Below are 22634 nucleotides of genomic sequence, written 5' to 3' on the forward strand. Positions count from 1 at the left end.
ATCAGAGCATTAGTCTTAGCAATTTTATAATACTGTATGAGGATCTCTCATCGCGGTAAATTACTTCACGCGCCTTGGCTGGATAGTCTGTGATAATGACATCCACCTGGGCGTTTTTCATGCGCTCTGCCTCTGCTCTTGTGTTGATGGTCCAGGCATAGACAGCCTTGCCTTGTGCATGGGCTTTTGCAACAGTTGTATTATTTACAAACATAGAACGCACACAGAAAAAGTCAATCATGTCATTTTTATAATAGTTGCCGATAGCTGTAGTAAGAATATAGCCGAGCGTAAGATCAGGATTTAACTCATTTACCTGACGAAGATACGCATAGTCAGCTGACTGGATGGAACACTGATATTCCATTTCATATTGTTCAATTAAGCCTACAACTTTCGCAGCAAGATCTGCACTGGCAGAATTTCTTTTTAATTCAATTAAAAGGTGTGCGCGTCCTTTTACAAGAGACATGACTTCTTCTAGTGTAGGTATATAGATAAATTCATGGTCTTTTGAAAAATAATAGCTGATATCATATTGCTTTAATTCTTCATAGGTAACATCTGCAATGTTGATCTTTTTTCCAGCGATACGTTTAAGTGAAGAATCGTGACAAACTATAACCACACCGTCTTTTGTTTCCTGAACGTCAATCTCAACACCGTCAGAGAGGGAGGAGATTGCAAGATCAATGGCTTCAAGTGAGTTTTCAGGTGCTTCTGAAGAAAGTCCTCTGTGACAGTAAATCTGAACAGGGCTTAGCGGACGCTCAGCAAGAAGGGCACCGTTATAGATACCATAGTATAAAAAGCAAAAAACACCAACACCGGCAGCCACAAGACCACAGGCACGAAAGATACGGCGAAGCGGTGTGTCTGGAGCATAGCTAAGATGAAATTCCAAAATAACATCATTGCCGGAAAAACGGTAAAACAGATGTGTCATCATTGCTGCATTTAAGAAAACACCTATGCAGGTGACAAACCAGATGAGTGCGATGGAAAGCGTATTGTTAAAACTAAGAACCATTGCAACCTTTAAGTCGGCTGGTGCAAAAAAATTGACGACGACAACAATTATAATCTGACACAGCAAACGAAGAATAAACCAAAGGACAACGACGAGCAGATTTAAAAGAACTATGTCGCTTAGTACAGCACGAAGATTTTTCTTAACGAGAGGAACACTTGCTTTTTTTGCATTTTTCAGGCCGAAATCGCCAAGATACCAGTAGCAGGCACAGAAAAACTCACGAACTGCAAAAATTCCAATAAATATAAGAAAAGTGATGATCGGAATGCAGTAAATAAGTTTTGAAAAAAGCATCGGCAAAAAGGTGCTGTAAGGATTTATGCGAAAACAGATTTCATAGAAAAAGAATAGGTTGATTAAAATCTGGTAGGCAAATAAAGGCAGAGCGACATACAGCTGTTTAAAGTGAAATCTTTGAAAGCCTTTTGCGCAGCCATGTAGAAAAATATCCTTCATGCGAAGCTTCTGTTTTGCCAAAGAAGCCTGAAAGCCGCCAAGAAGAATGCATGCATTAAGATAAGTCAGCATACATGCAGTCAAAAATAAAATCAGAAGCATTGCGATTGCCGGAGGTGTGATCAGAAAGCGTCCGATATTGGCGGAATTTAAAAAACTGTAGCCGTCGATTTTTAATGCAATACTTAAAAGAAGCTGAAAGAGTGAGTATTCAATCAAGGTGTAAAATATAGAGTAAATAATTTGAAGCGCGAGCATACTTTTTATATTTAAAAAGGCACCGCGCATAGCAATTTTTAAGCCGCCCAAGGCATTTTTTAAATGATAAAAAGAGTGTCGTGCGTGCTTTTTAGTGTGTTGTTCCATAGCTGTCAGTCCTGTCTGTAAGAGATATATTCTATGATAACATAGTTTTTCGCAAAATGCGATGTAAAATTACAAAAAACGAAAAATCAATGAGAGAAAATTTGGCAAAACCTTTACAAAAAACGCGATAATTGATATCATGAATAATAGTGCGAGGCACGGATCATATAGAAAAACGGAGAAAATTGTAATGCTTACAAGAGAAGATCACAAGACATATGAGCAGATTTTGCGCGAAGAACTGACACCAGCGTTTGGCTGTACAGAGCCGATTGCGCTGGCATACTGTGCCGCAAAGGCAAGAGAAGTATTAGGTCAGATGCCTACAGAAGTTATCATTGAGGCAAGCGGCAATATTATCAAGAATGTAAAGAGTGTTATCGTACCGAATACAGGCGGCATGAAGGGAATCCCGGCGGCAGCTGCAGCTGGAATCGTGGCAGGAGATTCAAAAGCATGTCTTGAGGTTATCGCAAAGGTAACACCAGAAGAACAAAAGGAAATCGCTGAGTATTTAAAGAATGTTCCATTTAGCGTAAAGGCAATGGAGGATGGTGATAAGCTTGATATTCGCGTAACAGTAAAGGCCGAGGAAAATAGTGCAGTTGTGCGTGTATCAAAGCATCATACGGATATTGTGTATATTGCGCATAATGGCGAGGTTATGCTAAATGAGCAGGATGACTGTGAGTGCGCACAGAAACTGGCAGCAAATCAGGCAGCTGCAGCAGAGCAGCGTGCTGACAGAAGCCGCCTTAGCATTGAGGGAATTGTAGAGTATGCGAAGACTGCAGATCTAAGCACAGTAAGTGATTTGTTAAACAGACAGATTGAGTATAACTATAATATTGCACAGGCTGGTGTAAAAGAAAACTGGGGTGCAAATGTGGGAAGCGTTCTGCTTGATACATATGGTGAAGATGTGCGTACAAAAGCAAGAGCATATGCAGCAGCAGGCTCCGATGCACGTATGAGCGGCTGCGAGCTTCCTGTTGTAATCAATTCTGGAAGCGGAAACCAGGGAATTACCGTATCAGTTCCTGTTATTATTTACGCAAAGGAATATCATAAGAGTGATGAAGAGCTGCTTCGTGCACTTTTAGTATCAAATCTTATTGCAATTCACATCAAGACAGGAATTGGACCATTGTCTGCATTTTGCGGAGCAGTAAGTGCCGGATGTGCAGCAGGATGTGCAATTGCATTTTTGCTTGGCGGCGGCATCGATGAGGTGGCTCACACACTTGTAAATTCTATTGCAATTACATCTGGTATTATCTGTGATGGTGCAAAGCCATCATGTGCAGCAAAGATTGCATCTTCTGTGGATGCTGGAATTTTAGGATATGAAATGTATCGCCATGGCCAGCAGTTCTATGGTGAGGATGGAATTGTAAGTAAGGGTGTTGAGAATACTATTCGTAATATCTGTCGAATTGGTGCGGAAGGAATGAATGGTACAGACGAAGAAATTATAAAGATCATGACACACTGCGATTAAATAGTAACTATTCAGAACCCCATTCGCAAAATCGCATCTTCGATGCTTCTATTTTGCTCATGTGGTTACCTCGCCATATAAAATTGCTATTCTGTCTGAATGCAAGCATTCACAGAAAGCAATTTTGCATGGCTCTGAATAGTTACAAAATATATTAAATTTTGAGATTGACGAATGAGCATAATAGGTTTATAGTAGCAGTATGCGGCAAACAGGTACCTCACTTCATGTGGTTTTGCGGTGAGAAAATTTTTTTTAAGAGAACACTATGCTGATTTAAAGTGCTAACGACATAGAATGCTTTTATACCTGCAGCATGAGCACTCTTCATAAAGGTATTTTGGCATCAATAGGAAATGACATTAAGAAGAGTGGCTAAGTCATATCATCAAAAGGAGAAAAGAAGTATGAGAAAGACGAGAAAAGCAGCAGCTGTCCTTACAGCAGTTGCAATGGCTGCCGTATCAGCAGCGCCGGTAATGGCAGACGAGATCAAGGATCTGTATGATTATGAGCTTCAGACAAGAGAAATTGAGACTTGGAACATTTTACAGTCTCAGCAGTCAACTGATATGAATGTACTGACTAATCTGTATGACGGTCTTGTAGAGGCAGATGAGTATGGAAAGCTGACACCGGCAATCGCAGAGAGTTGGGAGACTGAGGATAATGGTCTTACCTGGACGTTCCATTTAAGAAAAGGTGTAAAGTGGGTTGATCAGAATGGAAATGAGAAGGGTGAGGTTACTGCACAGGATTTCTTAACTTCACTGGAGTGGGTATTAAACTTCCATAAGAATGATGCAGCAAATACTTCTATGCCGATGGAGATGATCGCTGGTGCAGAGGACTACTACAACATGACAAATGAGATGGATGCAGATGCAGCACTTGCACTGACTGCTGAGAGTCCGGAGTTTGCTGATACTGTTGGTATTAAGGCAGTCGATGATTACACCTTACAGTATACCTGTTTAAGTGAGAAGCCATACTTTGATACTGTAGCTGCCTATAACTGTCTGTATCCGATTTCACAGGGTATGCTTGATGAGATTGGTGTAGATGGCTTTAAGGCTGCAACACCTGAGAATATCTGGTATAACGGCTGCTACACATGTACAGAGTACATCCAGCAGAATACAAAGACCTTGACAAAGAATCCACTGTACTGGGATACTGATGCAAAGCTGTTTGATTCTGTTACTATTAAGATGGTAGAGTCTGTTGATACTGCATATCAGCTGTATACTACTGGTGAGCTTGATCGCGTGGATCTGTCAGAGTCAAATTTGATGACAATCTATAACAACGAGTCTGATCCGTATCATGATCAGTTGGTAGAAAAGCGTCCGACCAAGAAGTCTAATCAGTTCCATTTTAATTATGACAAGCTTAATGATGATCAGACAGAGGATACAAACTGGAATACTGCAATTGCAAATGAAGCATTCCGTAAGTGCTGGTACTATGGTCTTGATCTGGGTAGCTGGTATAAGAGAACAAACGCTATCAATCCATATAAGTGTTACAACAACTCCTACACAATGCAGGGTCTGATCTATACTTCTGATGGTACAGAGTATACCGAGCTGGTTCAGGAAAAGTTAGGTCTGCCGTCATATGATGGCGAGACGATGACACGTCTTGATTCAGCTAAGTTTGAGGAGTACAAGGCTCAGGCAATTGAAGAGCTGACTGCTGAGGGTGTTACTTTCCCAATACATGCAAGATATTTCGTAGCCAGTGGAAACCAGACTGCTCTTGACAGTGCAAATGTATTAAAGCAGGCTTTCTCTGATTCCTTTGGCGATGATTTTATCGTTCTTGATATTGATTCTTACGTATCCAGTGTTTCTAAGGAGGTTTACAACCTTAAGCGTCAATCCTTTGCTATTGCTGGATGGGGTGCTGACTATGGTGATCCGCAGAACTATTTAGGTCAGGAGACAGATGACAGTGACAACGCTTACTATATGGTACAGCTTGGTCATGCAGTAGACAGTGAGAGCGATGAACTTAAAGATCTTTACAGCCAGTTTACTGAGCTTGTAAATAAGGCAGATACTATCACAGATGATATGGATGCAAGATATGAGGCATATGCAGAGGCAGAAGCATTTATGCTTGATCATGCTCTGATTGTTCCGGCATATTTTGATATTTCTTGGGAGCTGACCCGCATTAATGATTATTCTAAGATCAATGCAATGTTTGGTATTCAGAATAACAAGTATAAGAATTGGGAAACTTCTACAGATGCGTATACCGCAGAAGATTATGCTGCTTTTTTAGAGACATGGAATGAAAATGCTTCTAAATAATAGTAAGTGATAAAAAATAAGCGAGCCGGATAATAAGATTAATCCGGCTCGCTATTTTTTTATTTATCAGAATCGTTTTTTTCAGACTTTTTTAAGCTGTTTGGCGGCTGTAGCGTGCTGTCTTCGGACAGCGGAATGCCGCGATGCTCCACACATGTAGAAAATACAATCTGGGTGCGGGTGCGTCCGAATTTTTGAAGATAATTGACAAACTGGTCAAGCTCCTGCGTGGTATGGAAATAGGCTTCAATCAGCATAGAGTAATCACCGGTGACGCAGCTACATTCAACTACATTTGTGCAAGACTCGATGTAAGGATAGAAGGCTGGTTTTTGGTCTGGCTCTACCTCAAGGTTTATGAACGCTTTTACAAGATAGCCGATAGTAGTTACGTTTATCATAGCCTGGTAGCCAGCTAAGACACCAGATTTTTCAAGACGCTCGATGCGGGCGCATACGGCCGGTGATGACAAAGAGACACGGCTGGCAATCTCTTTAACCGGTAAACGTGCATTATGCTGCAGAATATCAACGATGCAGCGATCAATATGATCCATAACAAACCCCTCACTTTGCTGTGTAATAACAGTAACAGAATATTTATTAACATTGATTCATCATAACAGATAACTTTTGGATTGTAAACAGAAGAAACGAAAGTTTTTTAAGAAAAAATGCTTTTTTTTATGGGGGTAACCTCATAAAATAAACAAAAAAGGCATTTTTTGTGAAAAAAGGTAAGTCTTTCTTATAAAAAATCAAGATAAATGATTGACAGAAGCATTGATTTGGTTTATAGTAACGGTATGCTTCAAGCAGGACATGACTAGACGAGAGTAGATGGGCACAATTAGGATCATGGAAAAGTGTACCATCTTTTTTTCAAATCATTCTTTGCTGACACAAGTAAGCAACAGGCAGTATTTTTTATGTCGTTCGTAGGGAGGACACATTCTGCAAAAATGCTCCATTGCTTTAAAGTGACACACATGAAAATCGTCTTATAATTTGATTTCTGCAGGGCAGGCGCTCTTCGTATAGGTATTATGACATCTACGGGGAAATGACAATTAAGAAGAGACTAAGTCATATCATCAAAAAGGAGGATGACACATGAGAAAGACAAGAAAGGCAGTAGCTGTCCTTACAGCAGTCGCAATGGCAGCAGTATCCGCAGTGCCGGCAATGGCAGACGAGATTAAGGATCTGTATGATTACGAGCTTCAGGCAAGAGAGATTGAGACTTGGAACATTTTGTATTCTCAGCAGGCAACTGATCTTCAGGTACTGACCAATTTGTATGATGGTTTGCTTGAATCAGATGAGTATGGTAAGCTGGTACCGGCAGTCGCAGAGAGTTGGGAAACAGAGGACAACGGTATTACTTGGACATTCCATTTAAGACAGGGTGTTAAGTGGGTTGATCAGAACGGAAATGAGAAGGGTGAAGTTACTGCACAGGACTTCTTAACTGGACTTGAGTGGGTATTAAACTTCCACAAGAATGATGCAACTAACACTTCCATGCCGATGGAGATGATCGTTGGTGCAGAGGATTACTACAACATGACAAGTGAGCTTGATGCAGATGCAGGTCTTGCACTGACAGCTGAAAGCCCAGAGTTTGCTGATACTGTTGGCATCAAGGCAATTGATGATTATACATTACAGTATACATGTGTAAGTGAGAAGCCATATTTTGATACTGTAGCTACCTATAACTGTCTGTATCCAATTTCTCAGGCAATGATCGATGAGATCGGCATTGATGGTTTTAAGGCTGCAACACCAGAGAATATCTGGTACAATGGTGCTTATACCTGTACTGAGTACATCCAGCAGAATACAAAGACTTTGACAAAGAACCCACTGTACTGGGATACCGAGGCAAAGCTGTTTGATTCTGTTACTGTTAAGATGGTAGAGTCTGTTGATACTGCATATCAGCTGTATACTACTGGTGAGCTTGATCATGTAGATCTGTCAGAGTCTAACCTGACCACTATCTACAACAATGAGTCTGATCCGCTTCATGATCAGTTAGTTGAGAAGCGTCCAACAAAGTTCTCTTATCAGTTCCACTTTAACTATGATAAGCATAACGACGATCAGTCCGAGGATACAAATTGGAATACCGCTATTGCAAACGAAGCATTCCGTAAGTGCTGGTACTATGGTCTTGATCTTGGAAGCTACTACAAGAGAACAAATGCAATTAATCCATACAAGTGCTACAACAATGCATACACAATGCAGGGTCTTGTTTACCTGTCTGATGGTACCGAGTACACCAGTTTGGTTCAGGAAAAGTTAGGTCTTCCGGCATATGATGGTGAGACAATGACTCGTCTTGATTCTGAGAAGTTTGAAGAGTACAAGGCACAGGCAATGGAGGAGTTAACAGCAGCAGGCGTTACCTTCCCAGTACATGCAAGATATTTCATAGCTGGTGGAAATCAGACTGCTCTTGACAGTGCAAATGTATTAAAGCAGGCATTCTCCGATTCCTTTGGTGATGACTTCATCGTTCTTGATATTGATTCTTATGTATCCAGCCTTTCTAAGGAAGTTCGTGATCCAAGACGTCAGTCCTTCGTTATCAACGGATGGGGCGCTGACTATGGTGATCCGCAGAACTACTTAGGACAGGAAACAAATGACGGCGATAACGCATATTACATGGTAGCTTATGGTCATGCAGTAGATAACGAGAGTGAGGATCTGAAAGCACTGTATGATGAGTTTACTGAGTTAGTAAATAAGGCTAATGCCATCACAGATGATCTGGATGCAAGATATGAGGCTTATGCAGATGCAGAGGCATTCTTGATTGAGCATGCACTGACCCTTCCGTCAAACTTTGATATCGCTTGGGAGCTGACTCATATAAATGATTACAACAAGCAGAACGCTATGTTTGGTATTCAGAATCAGAAGTATAAGAATTGGGAGACTTCTACAGACGCCTATACTGCAGAAGACTACGCTGGATTCCAGGAAACCTGGGATGCAGGTATGGCTGAATAATATATGGCAAAATACACCGTAAAGAGATTGTTACAGTCTCTTGTAACAATCCTCATTGTGGTGACTATCGTATTCCTGCTGCTTAGAATGCTGCCTACGGATTATTATTTTACCGAGGACCAGCTAATGAAGCTGACCGATCAGCAAAAGCACGATCAGCTTAAAGCAGCAGGTTTATTAGATAGTACCTTTACACAGCTGACACGCTATTATGGGCAGTTGTTGAGACTTGACTTTGGTACGTCTCGACGAATTCAAAGCGGTGTCTCTGTTGTAAAGGTAATTGGTGGAAAGTTTGCAATGTCGATGCAGTTAGGACTGATCTCCTTTGCAATCTCTCTGGTAATTGGTGTTGTTATGGGTGTGCTTCAGGCACGTTTTAAGGACGGTATCATCGACGGCATTGGAACAATTTACACGATATTGGTAAATGCAGTTCCGCCGCTTGTTGCTTATTCACTTGTTCTTGTATTTGGTTCCCATGTGTTAAAGCTTCCTTCCATGTATTCAACGAGAAATCCAGGACCGTCTATGATTCTGCCGGTTGCATGTCTTTCTCTTTCGTCAATTGCAGGCTATGCACTGTGGACAAGACGTTACATGGTAGATGAGTTAAATAAGGATTATATTAAACTGGCACGTGTGAAGGGTCTTTCTTCTAAGCGCATCATGGTTACTCATGTGCTTAGAAATGCATTCGTTCCGCTTGCACAGTATATTCCTTATTCTATTTTGCTTACAGTCGGCGGTTCTCTTCTGGTAGAGCGTTTCTTCTCTGTTCCAGGTATGGGTTCTCTTCTTACTGACGCAATCAACCGTTATGACACAAATGTTGTTCAGACGCTTGTTATTTTATACGCTGCACTTGGTATCATCGGCGTATTTTTGGGTGATGTTTTGATGATGATCATTGACCCACGTATTACATTGACCGGAAAGGGAGGTACAAGATAATGGCAGTCAATTCAAATGATGACGCACGCTTTAAGGTTGTCGAGTACTCCCCTGAAAAGGCCGAGATGATCGGATATTCCAATTATTCTTATTGGAAATCTGTATTTCACAATTTCTTAAAGAAAAAGAGTGCAGTTGCGCTTTTAATCGTGTTTGTTGCACTTGTTGTATTTTCCTTCGTTGCACTTGTAATCGGAAAATACGATTATCGTAATCTTGTCACAGATAGTTCAAAGGGTTTTATCCTTCCAAACTCAGAGTTCTGGTTTGGTACTGATAACTTAGGACGTGACTACTGGAGCCAGGTATGGTATGCGACACAGACATCCATTAAGCTTGCCTGTATCGTTGCAATCGGTGAGTGTGTGCTTGGTGTTACTATTGGTCTTCTTTGGGGATATGTTCGTCAGTTAGACCGCTTCTTTACAGAGCTGTACAATGTAATTGATAATATTCCGCAGATCATTTACATGACACTGATTGCATTAATGGTCGGTAAGAGCTTTACCATCATGGCAGTTTCTTTGATTGCATTTGGCTGGCTTGGAATGGCAAGAAACATCCGTAACCTTGTTATGATGTATCGTGACCGCGAGTATAACTTAGCATCAAGATGTTTAGGTACTCCGACTTACCGTATTCTTCTTAAGAACATTTTACCGTACCTGATTAGTGTTATTATCTTAAGAGTGGCACTTTCAATTCCGAGAACAATCAGTATGGAGACTACGCTTTCCTATCTTGGTCTTGGTCTTGATATTAATACACCTACACTTGGAATCCTTCTTCGTAATGCAAGAAGCTATTTCCTGAATTATCCATATTTGCTGGTATTCCCGGCAGTTATTGTATCTGTTGTTACTATCACATTCTATCTGGTTGGTAACGCATTTTCCGATGCGGCTGATCCGAGAAATCACGTTTAAGGGGGGAGAACAATGGAAAAGAAACCAATATTATCCGCCAAAGACGTTGAAATTACGTTTAGCCTTCGCGGAAACAAATTAAATGCGATCCGTAAGTGTTCTCTTGATCTGTATGATGGAGAGACACTTGCAATCGTAGGAGAGTCAGGTTCAGGAAAAAGTGTATTTACAAAGACTTTTGTTGGTATGCTTGATGGAAACGGCAGTATTACCGGCGGAAGCATTATGTACGATGGCAAGGATCTGGCAAAGTTTAAGAAGGAAAAGGAGTGGATGACTATTCGTGGTAAGAAAATCGCGATGGTTATGCAGGATCCTATGACTTCCTTAAATCCATTGAAAAAGGTTGGAAAGCAGATTCAGGAGTGTATCGAGCTTCATCAGGGTCTTAAGGGAGCAGTTGCAAAGAAGGCAACTCTTCAGATTCTTGAGAAGGTAGGCATTCCATATCCTGAAATGCGCTATAACCAGTATCCGCATGAGTTTTCAGGCGGTATGAGACAGCGTGTTGTTATTGCTATTGCGGTTGCATGCCGGCCGCAGATTTTAATCTGCGATGAGCCTACCACCGCACTGGACGTAACGATTCAGGCTCAGATTTTGGAGCTGATCAGAAATCTGCAGGCAGAGTATCATATGTCTGTTATTTATATCACACACGATCTGGGTGTTGTGGCAAACGTGGCTGACCGTGTTGCAGTTATGTATGCAGGACAGATCGTGGAGGTAGGCAAGGTAGATGAGATTTTCTACGATGCAAGACATCCTTATACTTGGGCACTTCTTTCTGCACTTCCGCAGCTTGGCGTGAAGGGTGAGGCACTGCCAACGATCGACGGTACACCGCCGAATCTGTTTAACAAGATTAAGGGTGATGCATTTGCACCGAGAAACAGACAGGCACTGGCTATTGATTTTGAGGAAGAGCCTCCATATTTTGAAGTTTCAGAGACGCACAAGGCAAAGACTTGGTATCTGGACCCGCGTGCACCGAAGATAGAACCGCCGAAGTCTGTGCAGCAGCTCAGACAGAAAATGAGAGCGCATAAGTAAAAGAGGTATGAGTATGGCTGAGAGAGAAAAGCTGATTGAGGTCAAAGACCTGCAGATTAGTTTCGGAAAAGGACGAAAAAAGTTTGTAGCAGTTGACCATGTGAATTTTGATATTTATAAGGGAGAGACATTCTCCCTGGTAGGTGAGTCCGGTTCCGGAAAGACTACCATCGGCCGCGCTATTACCCGTATCAATCCTACTTCGGCCGGAGAGATCTACTTTAAGGGCAAGAAGATCAATGGAAAGATTTCAAAGGAGCTTGACCGCGAGGTTATTAAGAGCTGCCAGATGATTTTCCAGGATCCTATGGCATCCTTAAATGAGCGTGCAAAGGTTGATTACATTGTTTCTGAGGGTCTGTTAAACTTCCATATGTATAAGGATGAGGCAGATCGCGAGGCGAAGGTACAGAAGGCACTTCGAGAGGTTGGTCTTCTTCCGGAGTTTGCATCTCGTTTCCCACACGAGTTCTCTGGTGGACAAAGACAGCGTATCGGTATTGCAAGAGCCTTGATTATGGAGCCAGAGTTTGTTGTGGCTGATGAGCCGATTTCAGCGCTTGATGTTTCTATTCGTGCACAGGTATTGAATTTGTTAAACCAGTTAAAGGCATCAAGAGGACTGACATATCTGTTTATTGCACATGACCTTTCTGTAGTACGTTTTATTTCAGACCGTATTGCTGTTATCTATAAAGGCCGTATTGTGGAGCTGGCAGAGGCAGAGGAATTATTCCATCATCCACTGCATCCTTATACAAAGGCACTGCTTTCAGCAGTTCCGATTCCGGATCCAGAAATCGAGAAGAAGAAAAAGCTTTTGATTTATGATCCAACGCTTCATGATTACACAATCTCTAAGCCACAGTGGGTAGAGATTACTGAAGGTCATTTTGTATATGGTAATGAGCCGGAGCTTGAGAAATATCGTGCTGAGATTGAAGCAATCAATGCAGCAGAGAGAGCATAAAGAAGAGGCGAGAGAAGAGCATGAGATGGTTGAAAAAACAGTATCACCGCTATATGATTCGCCCCATTGTAACAAAAACGATCACCAGAACCCTAATCGGTCTGGTGATCGTCTTGCTATGGGATAAATACGTGAATGTAGAGCGGATTGGAGTTTCAAGGCTTGGCTTTGGACTGGGTGCAGTTGGAATTATTTTAATGGCTGGTGCATGGTTTTCCTATCTGCATTTGGATGGATTAACACCTATTGATACAGCGAAAAAGAAATTTGGTGTGAAAAATAAAAAGAAAAAAACAAAGCAAAGCATGGGCGGCGATATTGCAGACTACCTTGATGAGGAAATTGTGCCGTATGAGGAGCTGGATGAATCTGAAAAGGCAGCATGTCAGATGGCAGCCTTTTTGATTTCTGGAATGATCCTTGTGATCGCCGGGATTGTGATCCCACTCTTTTAAGAGCTCACAAAAAGCAGGGCACATGCCTTGCTTTTTTTCGTAAATAAGGGTATGATTGTAGAACAAAGATATCAGAGAAAGGATGGGATTCTATGGCAAAATCAAAAAAAGGAAAAACAGTCATTGCAGGAGTGGCAGCGGTAAGTGCAGCCAGTATTTTGACCGTGAGAGGTATTTTCCACAAGGTATTCGCCAGACAGGAGAAGGAGGATGACGCAATCAGTCTGCGCTATAAGGACATGAGCGGAATGGTAAGAAAAAAAATTACAATCGTCTCTGGTTCCACTCATCTGACAGGATATTTATATGGAGAAGCATCTGCCAAAGGTCTCGTTGTTGTGTGCCATGGAATTGCAGGCGGCGGAGAAGATAATTTAAGCATGGTTAAATATATGCTGGATGATGGTTATCAGGTTTTTACATTTGATTATACGGGCGTGTATGAAAGTGAAGGAGCTTCATCTGTGGGCTTCTATCAGGCTGTGAAGGATTTGAATGCAGTTTTGGGTTATATTGAGGCGTCTGCATCACTAAAGAATCTTCCAGTATTTTTATATGGTCATAGTTGGGGCGGTTATACAGCTGCGGCAGTGCTGAATTTTAAGCATAATATTGCAGGTGTTATTACAATTTCAGGTTTTTCTAGTCCAATGGCAATTACGAAAGAGGCGGCAGGACGCATCATTCCAACATTGTTGGTAGATTTATTGCTTCCGTTTGCTGCACTTTATCAGCGTATTATTTTTGGTAAGAATTATAATTTGTCTGCAATTGATGGCATCAATAGCTGTGACGTGCCGGTTCTTGTTATGCATGGCAAAGAGGATGAAGTGATTAGCTATGAGGGATCTTCTATTATCGCGCAGCGAAGCCATATTACAAATCCAAATGTTGAGTACTATACTGAGACACGTCCGGGAAAGAGCAATCACATGGGAATTTTCTTCACAAAGGGCGGAACAGCTTATTATCTAGCCAAGAAGGAAGAATTAAAGATGCTTCACGATTTGTATTATAACCGTGTTCCAGAAAAGGTGCTTTCAAAATGGTTTGCCCGCCTTGATAAAAAGCAGGCAAATGATCTGGATCCACTGTTTGTAAAGACAGTGCTAGATTTCCTTGATAAGAACTGCAAGTAAGCTGTAAAAAAGTCTGAAAGTTCAAGAAAAGAGCCTTCAGACTTTTTTGTCTTTATTAGAATGTAGTAGAGTTGAAAAAAGAACAAAAGTTCGCAAACTTGAGCCACCAGGGACAATAATCAAACCACCGTACCTGTCACCTATGGTTTGTGGGTCTTGGATTTTTGATAATTGCAATAGCACTAACAGTCGCATGGTATGAACAGTAACAGAAAAGTACAAAAAATATAAGATTTTATTTTATTGACATATCGGAAAAAATTTATTAAACTATCGGAGAAGTAGGTTTTTTTAAGTTTTTGACGCGGCGGCCTGCGAGTTGCCGCGTAATTATTTAACCAAAAAAGAAAAGAGGGTGTTTTATGTTTAGTAGTCGATTGTGGAATCTGTTTATCGACTCCTTTCCAAAGATGTTCATTCGCGGCCTGACCGTCACCATTCCGTTAACCGCAATCGCCTTTTCGTTGGCAATGGTGATTGCAGTCATAGTTGCGTTGGTGCAGTTTGCGAACATCAAAGTGTTAAAGCAGATTTGCCGCTTTTATATCTGGATCTTTCGTGGTACGCCACTGCTCGTCCAATTGTTTATTGTGTTTTTTGGGTTGATGAATGTTGGTCTTGTACTTGAGCCATTTCTGGCAGCAGTAATTGTATTTGCCTTAAATGAAGGTGCCTATGGCGCAGAGACAGTTCGTGCGTCACTTGAATCGGTTCCGTCAGGTCAGTTAGAGGCAGGACAGTGTGCAGGTCTTTCATATCTACAAACGATTTTCAGAATCGTTTTGCCACAGGCGATGCGTACGGCGTTTCCGTCCTTGTTCAATGCATTGATTTCCATGTTAAAGGATACTTCATTGGCAGCGACTATTACCGTAACGGAAATGTTTAAGGTGTCGCAGCAGATTGTAGCAAGAACCTATGAACCACTTTTGCTGTATTTGGAGGTCGGTCTGATCTATTTGATCTTCTCAACTGTTCTGACAAAGCTGCAGAGTATTGGTGAGAAGAAGTTAAGCTACTATGGCAGAAAGGAAGGGTAATACATGCTAGAGATTAAAAACATTAAAAAGTCATTTGGTCAGACACATGTCCTTCACGATGTAAGCCTTTCTGTCAACAAGGGAGATGTGATTGCGATTCTTGGACCTAGCGGATCAGGAAAGACAACACTTCTTCGCTGCCTGAATTTCTTAGAGAAGGCAGATGGCGGAACAATGACGTTTGATGACGAGACGATCGATTTACATAAGGTACCGAAGCGCACAATTGCGCGTATTCGAAAGAAAACGGCATTCGTATTCCAAAATTATAACTTGTTTGCCAACAAAACAGCATTGCAGAATGTAACGGAAGGCTTGATTGTCGGAAGAAAAATGCCAAAGGATGAGGCAAATAAAATAGCACACGAGGCATTAAAAAAGGTTGGCATGGAAGATCGAAGTGATTACTATCCGTCTCAGCTTTCAGGTGGTCAGCAGCAGCGTGTGGCGATTGCAAGGGCGATAGCAGTAAATCCAGAGATCATTTACTTTGATGAGCCGACATCGGCGCTAGATCCAGAGCTGACGGTAGAGGTGCTTGCGGTTATGAAGCGGCTTGCACAGGAAGGAATGACAATGCTTGTTGTTACCCATGAGATGAACTTCGCGCGAACAGTATCAAATCGTGTAATTTTCATGGAAAAGGGCGTGGTTGTGGAACAAGGATCATCGAAGGAGTTTTTTGAGCATCCTAAGGAAACGCGCACGAAGGAGTTCTTGCGAATCTTTCAGGAGTAATTCTTGCTTGTAAAAGCATTTCTGATAATGAAAATATCTATCAGTAATGCTTTTTCATAAAATAAAGAGGAGGAAACTATTATGACAATTAAGAAATTAATTCCATGCACATTAACAGCAGCAGTGCTTGCATCTGCCGCATTGACAGGCTGCTCTTCAAAGGGTACATCTGATAAGAGTACTACATCTGCAAAGACTTCTGCACAGGAGACAAAGGAGACTGCCACAAAGTCTGTCGAGACCAAGGATACTGAGGCAGGCAGCGGCGAAGTAAATACAAGCGCAGAGGCAAAGAGCGAGGAAGAATCAAAGAAGGCCGAGACTGAGCTTGGAAGCGAAGAAGTATCTACAGAAATCGGAACCGGCGAGTCAGCAGATGATCTTTTAGCACAGATTAAAGAGCGTGGTAGAATTATCGTAGCAATGGAAGGAACCTGGGCTCCGTGGACCTACCATGATGAGAATGATGATCTGGTTGGCTATGACGTAGAGGTAGCACAGAACATCGCAGAGAAACTTGGCGTAGAGGTTGAGTTTGTTGAGGGTGCATGGGATGGACTGCTTGCAGGTTTGGATGCAGGTCGCTACGATATCATGGTAAATGGTGTTGGCGTGACAGATGAGCGTGCAGAAAAGTACAACTTCTCTACCCCATATGCATACAACAAGACTGCTGTTATCGTTCGCGGTGACTACGATGAGATTTCTTCTATGGAAGATTTAAATGGAAAGAAGACTGCAAATACCATTTCTAGTACCTATGCAGCACAGGCAGAGGCATATGGTGCAACTGTTACCGGTGTTGATGATTTGAATCAGACCATCGAGCTGTTACTTTCCAAGCGTATTGATGCAACACTTAATGCAGAAGTTGTATTTAACGATTACAAGAAAGAGCATCCGGAAGCAGATGTCAAGATTGCAACCTACTCCGATCAGGTAGAGGAGATCGCAATTCCGATTCGTAAGGGTGATGATACCGTTACTCTTTTAGAGGCTGTAAATGATGCACTTGATGAGATGGCAAAGGATGGCACACTGACCGAGCTGTCTGAGAAGTACTTCGGAATGGATATTTCTAAGAAATAAAAAAAGCGTAATTGGATATTTTAAAAGAAAAAAGCTAACGGAGTCAAGATAGTAAAAATAATGACTTGACATTTTTTAATCACATTGTTATACTCTGTGTATCAGCGTTGAGGAGAACAAGTACTGATAAGGGAAACCAACAGAGAGCAGCCGGTAGGTGAGAGGCGCAGGGGAAGCTTATAAGGAATACCTCTCTGAGCTCTGCACCGAACTTGCGATTTTGCAAAAGTAGACTGCAGCGGCGTGGCAGCCGTTATCTTGTCAGAGTATTCGCAGATTGACTGGATTATTTTTACAGGATGCGTGTACTTGAAAGGCAGTTTGTGTGAGCAGACTGTGAAGAAAGGTGGTACCACGAGATTTCGCCCTCGTCCTTTTGTTAGGACGGGGGCTTTGTATTTAGAAAAGTTCTCAGGCGAAAGTAATAAAAGCGCAGAAAAGGAGAAAAAATCATGCAGGTTTACGAAGAATTAGTAGCAAGAGGGCTGATTGCCCAGGTAACAGATGAGGAGCGTATCCGCGATCTCGTTAATAATGGAAAGGCTGTATTTTACATCGGATTCGACCCGACAGCAGACAGCCTTCATGTAGGTCACTTCATGGCACTGTGCTTAATGAAGAGACTTCAGATGGCAGGAAACAAGCCGATTGCACTGATTGGTGGCGGTACTGCAATGATCGGAGATCCGTCTGGAAAGACCGATATGAGAAAGATGATGACAAAGGAGACAATCGAGCATAATGTAGAGTGCTTCAAGAAGCAGATGGCACGTTTTATTGATTTCTCTGATGGCAAGGCACTGCTTGTTAATAATGCAGACTGGCTGTTAAATTTAAACTATATTGATGTACTCAGAGAGGTTGGACCGCATTTTAGCGTAAACAGAATGCTGACAGCTGAGTGCTACAAGCAGAGAATGGAGCGTGGATTAAGCTTCTTAGAGTTTAACTACATGATTATGCAGAGCTACGACTTCTATATGCTGTTCCAGAAATACGGCTGCAACCTTCAGTTTGGTGGTGATGACCAGTGGTCCAACATGTTAGGAGGTACCGAGCTGATCCGTCGTAAGCTGGGAGAGGACGCAGGTGCAATGACCATCACGCTGCTGTTAAACTCCGAGGGTAAGAAGATGGGTAAGACTGTTTCAGGTGCTGTATGGCTGGATCCAGAGAAGACAAGCCCATACGACTTCTACCAGTACTGGAGAAACGTTGCTGATGCAGACGTTTTAAAGTGTATCCGTATGCTGACATTCCTTCCGCTTGAGCAGATCGATGAGATGGATAAGTGGGAAGGAAGCCAGTTAAATAAGGCAAAGGAAATCTTAGCATTTGAGTTGACAAAGCTTGTTCACGGTGAGGAAGAAGCAAAGAAGGCTGAGAGCGCAGCAAAGGCATTGTTTGGTGCAGGAAATGCAGCAGAGATTCCTGCAGTTGAGCTTAGCGCAGCTGATTTTGCAGAAGGTGAAGGTGAGAAGCTTGATATCTTAAGTCTTCTTGTAAAGGCAGGTCTTGCTAAGTCACGTTCAGAGGCGCGCCGTGCAGTAGAGCAGGGTGGTGTCAGTGCAAACGATGAGAAGGTAACAGATATCCGCATGAGCTTTGCAGCAAATGAGATCCCGGCAGAAGGACTCGTGATTAAGAAGGGTAAGAAGAACTTTAAGAAGATTGTCGTTGCATAAAGATTACGAACTGATAATAATAGAGACAGGTATTGACAGAAGTTGATACCTGTCTTTTTTTCGAATGGGCGTCCAGTGAACTGTAACAAAACTGGTCCGACGACGAAACCATTGCACCGAATGGCTTTGCAAAAGATAGCCTACAAAAAGGTTGCAAGAATTATAAAAAGGGAGTATTATATAAACAAAACTGGAAAAACACACAAATCAGAGCGCTAAAACCGATATAAAAACGGTCAAGATGCTGTGAAATATGAAAATAAGAGGAGATATAACGATTATGATACATACGCTGGATACTAAGGCGGCAGACTATATTCCTGAGCTTGGTGACGGCTTTGAGGAAGGCAGTGAGGGAAGCGAAAACGCACAGGGATTGCAGGTAGCTGATTACTATGCTGATGCAGATGGCGAGGGCATTTATTACATCACATATAAAATAGAGACTGCCAAAGAAATAGAGCAGCTATTTGTATTTGCAGGAAGAAAGCAGCTATTGCGTCTTGGAAAAAGAAAGGCAGGAGAGGTGATTGAGGGAACACTTTATCTGCATTTTGGTGAGATGATCCCGCGTTTTCACAGCGAGTGCATGACGATCACAAAGATTGGCTTTTCAGTGGCATGTGAGGATCTGACGAAATTAAAGAGTGTTGGCATGGCAGCAGAGAAGCTTTCTGCAAAGACAAAAATTCCGGCAATCTATCTGGCAGGAGATTCCACAGTTACTGATCAGACTTGTCCAAAGCCATATATGCCGGGCGGATGCTACAGTTCATGGGGACAGTGCCTTGCGTATTTTATCGGAGAAAGTACAGCTATTGATAATCAGGCGCACAGCGGACTTACCACAGAAACCTTTCGCAATGAGGGACACTACGATATCGTAAAGAAGTATATTCGTCCGGGCGATTTTTGCTTGTTTCAGTTTGGCCACAACGATCAGAAACTGGCACATTTGCAGGCACAGACAGGTTATAAAGAAAATTTGATGAATTATGTAAATGAGATTCGTGGACTGTGCGGAGTCCCGATTCTTGTAACACCGCTTGCGCGCAATACCTGGAAGGATGACGGCACCTACAATGATCTTTTAGCAGAGCATGCACAGGCTGTTTTTGAGGTAGGGGAAGAGACTGGTGTGCCTGTAATTGACCTTCATAAATATGCGGCAGATCTGATCAAGAAAAATGGAAAAGAGGCTAGTCGTGTCTATTTCCACCCGGGAGATATGACACACACAAACGAGTATGGCTCATTTTTGTTTGCACATTTTATCGCAAGAGAATTGAGCAAGCTAGATCCTCTCACTTTCGCGATTGATGTGCAGGATGAAGAAGACTTTACACCAGATGAGCATACAGCCATTTTGACAGGAACAAGCATGGCAGCAGGACGTAAAGATGAGCAAAAGGAAGTCTTTGATGCGATGGAGCGTGCCGGGGATAATCTTGTGGCAGCTGTGGAAAAGGCGAAAAAAGATGCAGAAATGATGAAGTAAATTTTGATTTTTATAGAAACAAGACTATTGGCTCAAAAAAGGAGGGATAAAAATGCAGGAGCGCTGTAAAATAGGGGTTGTGATTGGCAATGCTAACTCACCGCACGCAATCAACATTATGAAGGGAATTGACCAGGCATCAAAGGAGTGCGATGTGCAGTTAATGTATTTTATGAATGTGAGCAGTCCTTATACAGCGCAGCTGTATCCACCTGATACATCCATAGGATGGGATTATCAAAAAAGTGCAATTTATGATTATGCGAGATATGTCAAAGCAGATGTCTTAATTATGACATATGGCATGATGAGCATTTTTATGAAGAGTGATTACGGAAAGCAGTATCTGGAATATTTTCGCAATGTTCCATGTGTGCTCATAAATGAGCAGACCAACAGACCTAATTGGACTTCTATTATTGTCGATAATTATAATGGAATGTATGAATTAGTGGAACATTTAGTGCGTGATCATGGGTATCATAATTTTGCTTTTTTGGCAGGACCGCCTGGAAATACAGATGCCGGCCAGCGAAAAAGAGCATTTTTAGATGTTATGAAAAAATATGATCTGCCAATGGATGAAAGCCACATTGAAACAGGCGATTTTTCAGAGTGTGTACAGACACAGGTAAATGCACTGTTAGATCGAATCCCTAATCTTCAGGCAATAGTATGTGCTAATGATGTGATGGCACTGACTGCTTATCAGGAATGTGAAAAGCGTGGACTTCATATTGGAAATGATATTGCTGTTACTGGTTTTGATGACTGGGAGCGTATTCGTCACGTGCCAGTGCCAATCACGACAATTCATCAGGATTCTGAACGGTCAGGATATATGGCTGTTTATAGTGCACTTGAGCTGGCGCGAAGCGGTCATGGGAAAAATATTGTGATACCAGCGAAGGTATGTGTTCGTGAATCATGTGGCTGTACATGTAAGCAGTTTTCAGGTTTTGATCAAATTGAAAACATGGGGCAAAAATTTGTCTATGAAAAACAAAGAAATACAGTATATCGTCAAAAAACATGGATGGTTCCTATGATCTCCAGAAACATGCTTATTGCATTGCAGGATCGTGAGAAATTTCTTAAAAATGCATTAACGCCAATGTCCTTTTTTGGCGTTAAAACGGCGCAGCTTTATGTCTTTAGAAATCCAGTTGAATATAATATAGAAAAGGGCTGGGAATTTCCAAATACGATTTATCTGGTTGCGTGTCAGGATGGAGAACGCGTAGAGGTATTTGATGAATATAAAAATGAGGTCTCTTTAGAAGAATGCGGATTTTATGATGAAGGAAGTGTACGCTATCAGCATCAGCCGAGTGTATTTTGCCTTCAGTCTGGCTCAACGCAGTATGGTGTGTTAAGTGTTGAGATTACACCAGAGGAAGTGGACATGGTCTATTTGATCAGTATTCAAATGGCAAATGCGCTGATGGCGTATCATGCAGAAAAAAAGCGTTTGTCTGTTCAGCGCGAGCGCGAGCTTTTGCTTGAGGAGCTTCGAAGCAAAAATGAAATTTTAAATTTTGTGTCAGAGCGAGATGAGCTGACTCAGATTAAAAATCGCCGTGGCTTTATGGAACAGGCAATGAAAATGAATCGTATTTATAAAAATAGAAAAGCAATTATTCTGTTTGCTGATATGGATGGATTAAAACAAATCAATGATAATTATGGTCACGCAGCAGGAGATATTGCAATTTGTGCCTGTGCAGATATTTTAAAGAAAGCTGCCGGAGTACATGGTATAGCAGGACGCCTTGGCGGTGATGAATTTGCACTCATGATGATTGGCGATGAAACGCGTGCAATTGAATTGATGGAGACTGTGCAAAAAGAGATTGCCATGTATAATGCACAAGGAAAAAATAAGTTCGCAATTGATATGTCGGTTGGATGCCAGCTTGTGTTATGTACAGACGAGCTTTCAATTCCAATGGTGCTTGAAAAGGCAGACAAGATCATGTATGAAGAAAAGAAAAAGAAGGGAAAGGCAAGATGAAGTTATAAGAAGACAGCAGCCCAATACCTGTATTCATGTGTGCGAACCAGATTCAGGAAAACAGCCAAAAGCAGGATGATACGCAGTTTAGAGAGCGCATTGTCCGTGCGTCAGATCAGGATTTGGGAAGCTATGAGCTGATAAAGGATGAGAAGGAGCTTATCTGGTATCCGGCAGAGGTTAATACAAGTATTCGTCCAGGATGGTTTTATCATGAAGAAGAAGACGATCAAGTCAAATCATTGGAAACATTGATTTTAGAGAAAGCATCGCTTTTCTGCGAAGAACAAAAGAAAGGTTTTGAAATCGAGAACTTGACATACTCCCACGGTTAAAACCGTGGGATTCCTTAGATTCTGGCAGCATCAT

The 22634-nt window shown here is 41.8% G+C and carries 18 protein-coding genes and 1 other annotated feature; of the genes, 16 read left to right on the forward strand and 2 right to left on the reverse strand.

Annotation, left to right across the window (positions count from 1 at the left end):
- Window position 1: 1 nt before the first annotated feature.
- Entirely contained in the window at window positions 2–1855 is a 1854-nt protein-coding gene (locus WJP93_RS13585) for a glycerophosphodiester phosphodiesterase family protein (RefSeq protein ID WP_337548767.1), read from the reverse strand.
- A gap of 190 nt (window positions 1856–2045) precedes the next feature.
- Here WJP93_RS13585 and WJP93_RS13590 point away from each other — a divergent pair, with 190 nt between their 5' ends.
- Window positions 2046–3356, forward strand: coding sequence for an L-serine ammonia-lyase, iron-sulfur-dependent, subunit alpha (locus tag WJP93_RS13590; protein ID WP_337548768.1), 1311 nt, complete (start codon window positions 2046–2048; stop codon window positions 3354–3356).
- A 407-nt stretch (window positions 3357–3763) separates the two neighbouring features.
- Window positions 3764–5677, forward strand: a complete 1914-nt coding sequence (locus WJP93_RS13595) for an ABC transporter substrate-binding protein (RefSeq protein ID WP_337548769.1) — start codon at window positions 3764–3766, stop codon at window positions 5675–5677.
- A gap of 59 nt (window positions 5678–5736) precedes the next feature.
- On the opposite strand, the gene WJP93_RS13600 is transcribed toward WJP93_RS13595, so the two are convergent.
- Entirely contained in the window at window positions 5737–6234 is a 498-nt protein-coding gene (locus WJP93_RS13600; protein WP_337548770.1) for an Lrp/AsnC family transcriptional regulator, read from the reverse strand.
- 556 nt (window positions 6235–6790) lie between these two features.
- On the opposite strand from WJP93_RS13600, the gene WJP93_RS13605 reads away from it, so the two are divergent.
- The 14 genes from WJP93_RS13605 (at window position 6791) to WJP93_RS13670 (ending at window position 22600) form a co-directional block, all read left to right on the forward strand.
- Window positions 6791–8704, forward strand: a complete 1914-nt coding sequence (locus tag WJP93_RS13605; RefSeq protein WP_337548771.1) for an ABC transporter substrate-binding protein — start codon at window positions 6791–6793, stop codon at window positions 8702–8704.
- Between the two features lie 3 nt (window positions 8705–8707).
- Window positions 8708–9658, forward strand: a complete 951-nt coding sequence (locus tag WJP93_RS13610) for an ABC transporter permease (protein WP_262535914.1) — start codon at window positions 8708–8710, stop codon at window positions 9656–9658.
- Complete coding sequence (gene oppC / locus WJP93_RS13615) at window positions 9658–10584, forward strand: oligopeptide ABC transporter permease OppC (protein ID WP_066561059.1); 927 nt, start codon at window positions 9658–9660, stop codon at window positions 10582–10584. The genes WJP93_RS13610 and oppC overlap by 1 nt, the downstream gene beginning before the upstream one ends.
- Before the next feature lie 12 nt (window positions 10585–10596).
- Window positions 10597–11637 carry an ABC transporter ATP-binding protein gene (locus WJP93_RS13620; RefSeq protein ID WP_066561061.1) on the forward strand — a complete coding sequence of 347 codons (1041 nt, stop codon included), beginning with the start codon at window positions 10597–10599 and terminating at the stop codon, window positions 11635–11637.
- A 13-nt stretch (window positions 11638–11650) separates the two neighbouring features.
- Window positions 11651–12607, forward strand: a complete 957-nt coding sequence (locus tag WJP93_RS13625) for an ATP-binding cassette domain-containing protein (protein WP_262535917.1) — start codon at window positions 11651–11653, stop codon at window positions 12605–12607.
- 20 nt (window positions 12608–12627) lie between these two features.
- On the forward strand, window positions 12628–13062 hold the full coding sequence (locus tag WJP93_RS13630) for a hypothetical protein (protein WP_066561071.1): 435 nt from the start codon (window positions 12628–12630) through the stop codon (window positions 13060–13062).
- Between the two features lie 92 nt (window positions 13063–13154).
- Window positions 13155–14201 (forward strand): lysophospholipase, encoded by a 1047-nt coding sequence (locus tag WJP93_RS13635; protein ID WP_262535918.1) that lies wholly within the window; start codon window positions 13155–13157, stop codon window positions 14199–14201.
- A 362-nt stretch (window positions 14202–14563) separates the two neighbouring features.
- Complete coding sequence (locus WJP93_RS13640; RefSeq protein ID WP_337548772.1) at window positions 14564–15241, forward strand: amino acid ABC transporter permease; 678 nt, start codon at window positions 14564–14566, stop codon at window positions 15239–15241.
- Window positions 15242–15244: 3 nt separating this feature from the next.
- Window positions 15245–15979 (forward strand): amino acid ABC transporter ATP-binding protein, encoded by a 735-nt coding sequence (locus tag WJP93_RS13645; protein ID WP_227101112.1) that lies wholly within the window; start codon window positions 15245–15247, stop codon window positions 15977–15979.
- A gap of 81 nt (window positions 15980–16060) precedes the next feature.
- Window positions 16061–17068 carry a transporter substrate-binding domain-containing protein gene (locus WJP93_RS13650; protein WP_227101110.1) on the forward strand — a complete coding sequence of 336 codons (1008 nt, stop codon included), beginning with the start codon at window positions 16061–16063 and terminating at the stop codon, window positions 17066–17068.
- Between the two features lie 98 nt (window positions 17069–17166).
- Window positions 17167–17447: a binding site (T-box leader), on the forward strand.
- Between the two features lie 73 nt (window positions 17448–17520).
- Window positions 17521–18753, forward strand: a complete 1233-nt coding sequence (gene tyrS / locus WJP93_RS13655; protein WP_337548773.1) for a tyrosine--tRNA ligase — start codon at window positions 17521–17523, stop codon at window positions 18751–18753.
- Window positions 18754–19033: 280 nt separating this feature from the next.
- On the forward strand, window positions 19034–20251 hold the full coding sequence (locus tag WJP93_RS13660; RefSeq protein ID WP_337548774.1) for a rhamnogalacturonan acetylesterase: 1218 nt from the start codon (window positions 19034–19036) through the stop codon (window positions 20249–20251).
- 52 nt (window positions 20252–20303) lie between these two features.
- Window positions 20304–22265 carry a GGDEF domain-containing protein gene (locus WJP93_RS13665; protein WP_337548775.1) on the forward strand — a complete coding sequence of 654 codons (1962 nt, stop codon included), beginning with the start codon at window positions 20304–20306 and terminating at the stop codon, window positions 22263–22265.
- Window positions 22266–22300: 35 nt separating this feature from the next.
- Entirely contained in the window at window positions 22301–22600 is a 300-nt protein-coding gene (locus WJP93_RS13670; protein WP_337548776.1) for a hypothetical protein, read from the forward strand.
- The last annotated feature ends 34 nt before the right edge of the window (window positions 22601–22634 follow it).

The sequence above is a fragment of the Anthropogastromicrobium sp. genome (assembly GCF_037349415.1).
In the GTDB taxonomy this organism is placed as follows: domain Bacteria; phylum Bacillota; class Clostridia; order Lachnospirales; family Lachnospiraceae; genus Anthropogastromicrobium; species Anthropogastromicrobium aceti.

Excerpts from the sequence above, each read along its gene's own strand:
- WJP93_RS13645 (WP_227101112.1), top strand. The coding sequence starts at position 15,245 with ATGCTAGAGATTAAAAACATTAAAAAGTCATTTGGTCAGACACATGTC.
- WJP93_RS13660 (WP_337548774.1), top strand. The coding sequence starts at position 19,034 with ATGATACATACGCTGGATACTAAGGCGGCAGACTATATTCCTGAGCTT.
- WJP93_RS13630 (WP_066561071.1), top strand. The coding sequence starts at position 12,628 with ATGAGATGGTTGAAAAAACAGTATCACCGCTATATGATTCGCCCCATT.
- WJP93_RS13620 (WP_066561061.1), top strand. The coding sequence starts at position 10,597 with ATGGAAAAGAAACCAATATTATCCGCCAAAGACGTTGAAATTACGTTT.
- oppC (WP_066561059.1), top strand. The coding sequence starts at position 9,658 with ATGGCAGTCAATTCAAATGATGACGCACGCTTTAAGGTTGTCGAGTAC.
- WJP93_RS13670 (WP_337548776.1), top strand. The coding sequence starts at position 22,301 with ATGTGTGCGAACCAGATTCAGGAAAACAGCCAAAAGCAGGATGATACG.
- WJP93_RS13610 (WP_262535914.1), top strand. The coding sequence starts at position 8,708 with ATGGCAAAATACACCGTAAAGAGATTGTTACAGTCTCTTGTAACAATC.
- WJP93_RS13605 (WP_337548771.1), top strand. The coding sequence starts at position 6,791 with ATGAGAAAGACAAGAAAGGCAGTAGCTGTCCTTACAGCAGTCGCAATG.
- tyrS (WP_337548773.1), top strand. The coding sequence starts at position 17,521 with ATGCAGGTTTACGAAGAATTAGTAGCAAGAGGGCTGATTGCCCAGGTA.
- WJP93_RS13595 (WP_337548769.1), top strand. The coding sequence starts at position 3,764 with ATGAGAAAGACGAGAAAAGCAGCAGCTGTCCTTACAGCAGTTGCAATG.
- WJP93_RS13625 (WP_262535917.1), top strand. The coding sequence starts at position 11,651 with ATGGCTGAGAGAGAAAAGCTGATTGAGGTCAAAGACCTGCAGATTAGT.
- WJP93_RS13665 (WP_337548775.1), top strand. The coding sequence starts at position 20,304 with ATGCAGGAGCGCTGTAAAATAGGGGTTGTGATTGGCAATGCTAACTCA.
- WJP93_RS13600 (WP_337548770.1), bottom strand. The coding sequence starts at position 6,234 with ATGGATCATATTGATCGCTGCATCGTTGATATTCTGCAGCATAATGCA.
- WJP93_RS13590 (WP_337548768.1), top strand. The coding sequence starts at position 2,046 with ATGCTTACAAGAGAAGATCACAAGACATATGAGCAGATTTTGCGCGAA.
- WJP93_RS13635 (WP_262535918.1), top strand. The coding sequence starts at position 13,155 with ATGGCAAAATCAAAAAAAGGAAAAACAGTCATTGCAGGAGTGGCAGCG.
- WJP93_RS13650 (WP_227101110.1), top strand. The coding sequence starts at position 16,061 with ATGACAATTAAGAAATTAATTCCATGCACATTAACAGCAGCAGTGCTT.
- WJP93_RS13640 (WP_337548772.1), top strand. The coding sequence starts at position 14,564 with ATGTTTAGTAGTCGATTGTGGAATCTGTTTATCGACTCCTTTCCAAAG.
- WJP93_RS13585 (WP_337548767.1), bottom strand. The coding sequence starts at position 1,855 with ATGGAACAACACACTAAAAAGCACGCACGACACTCTTTTTATCATTTA.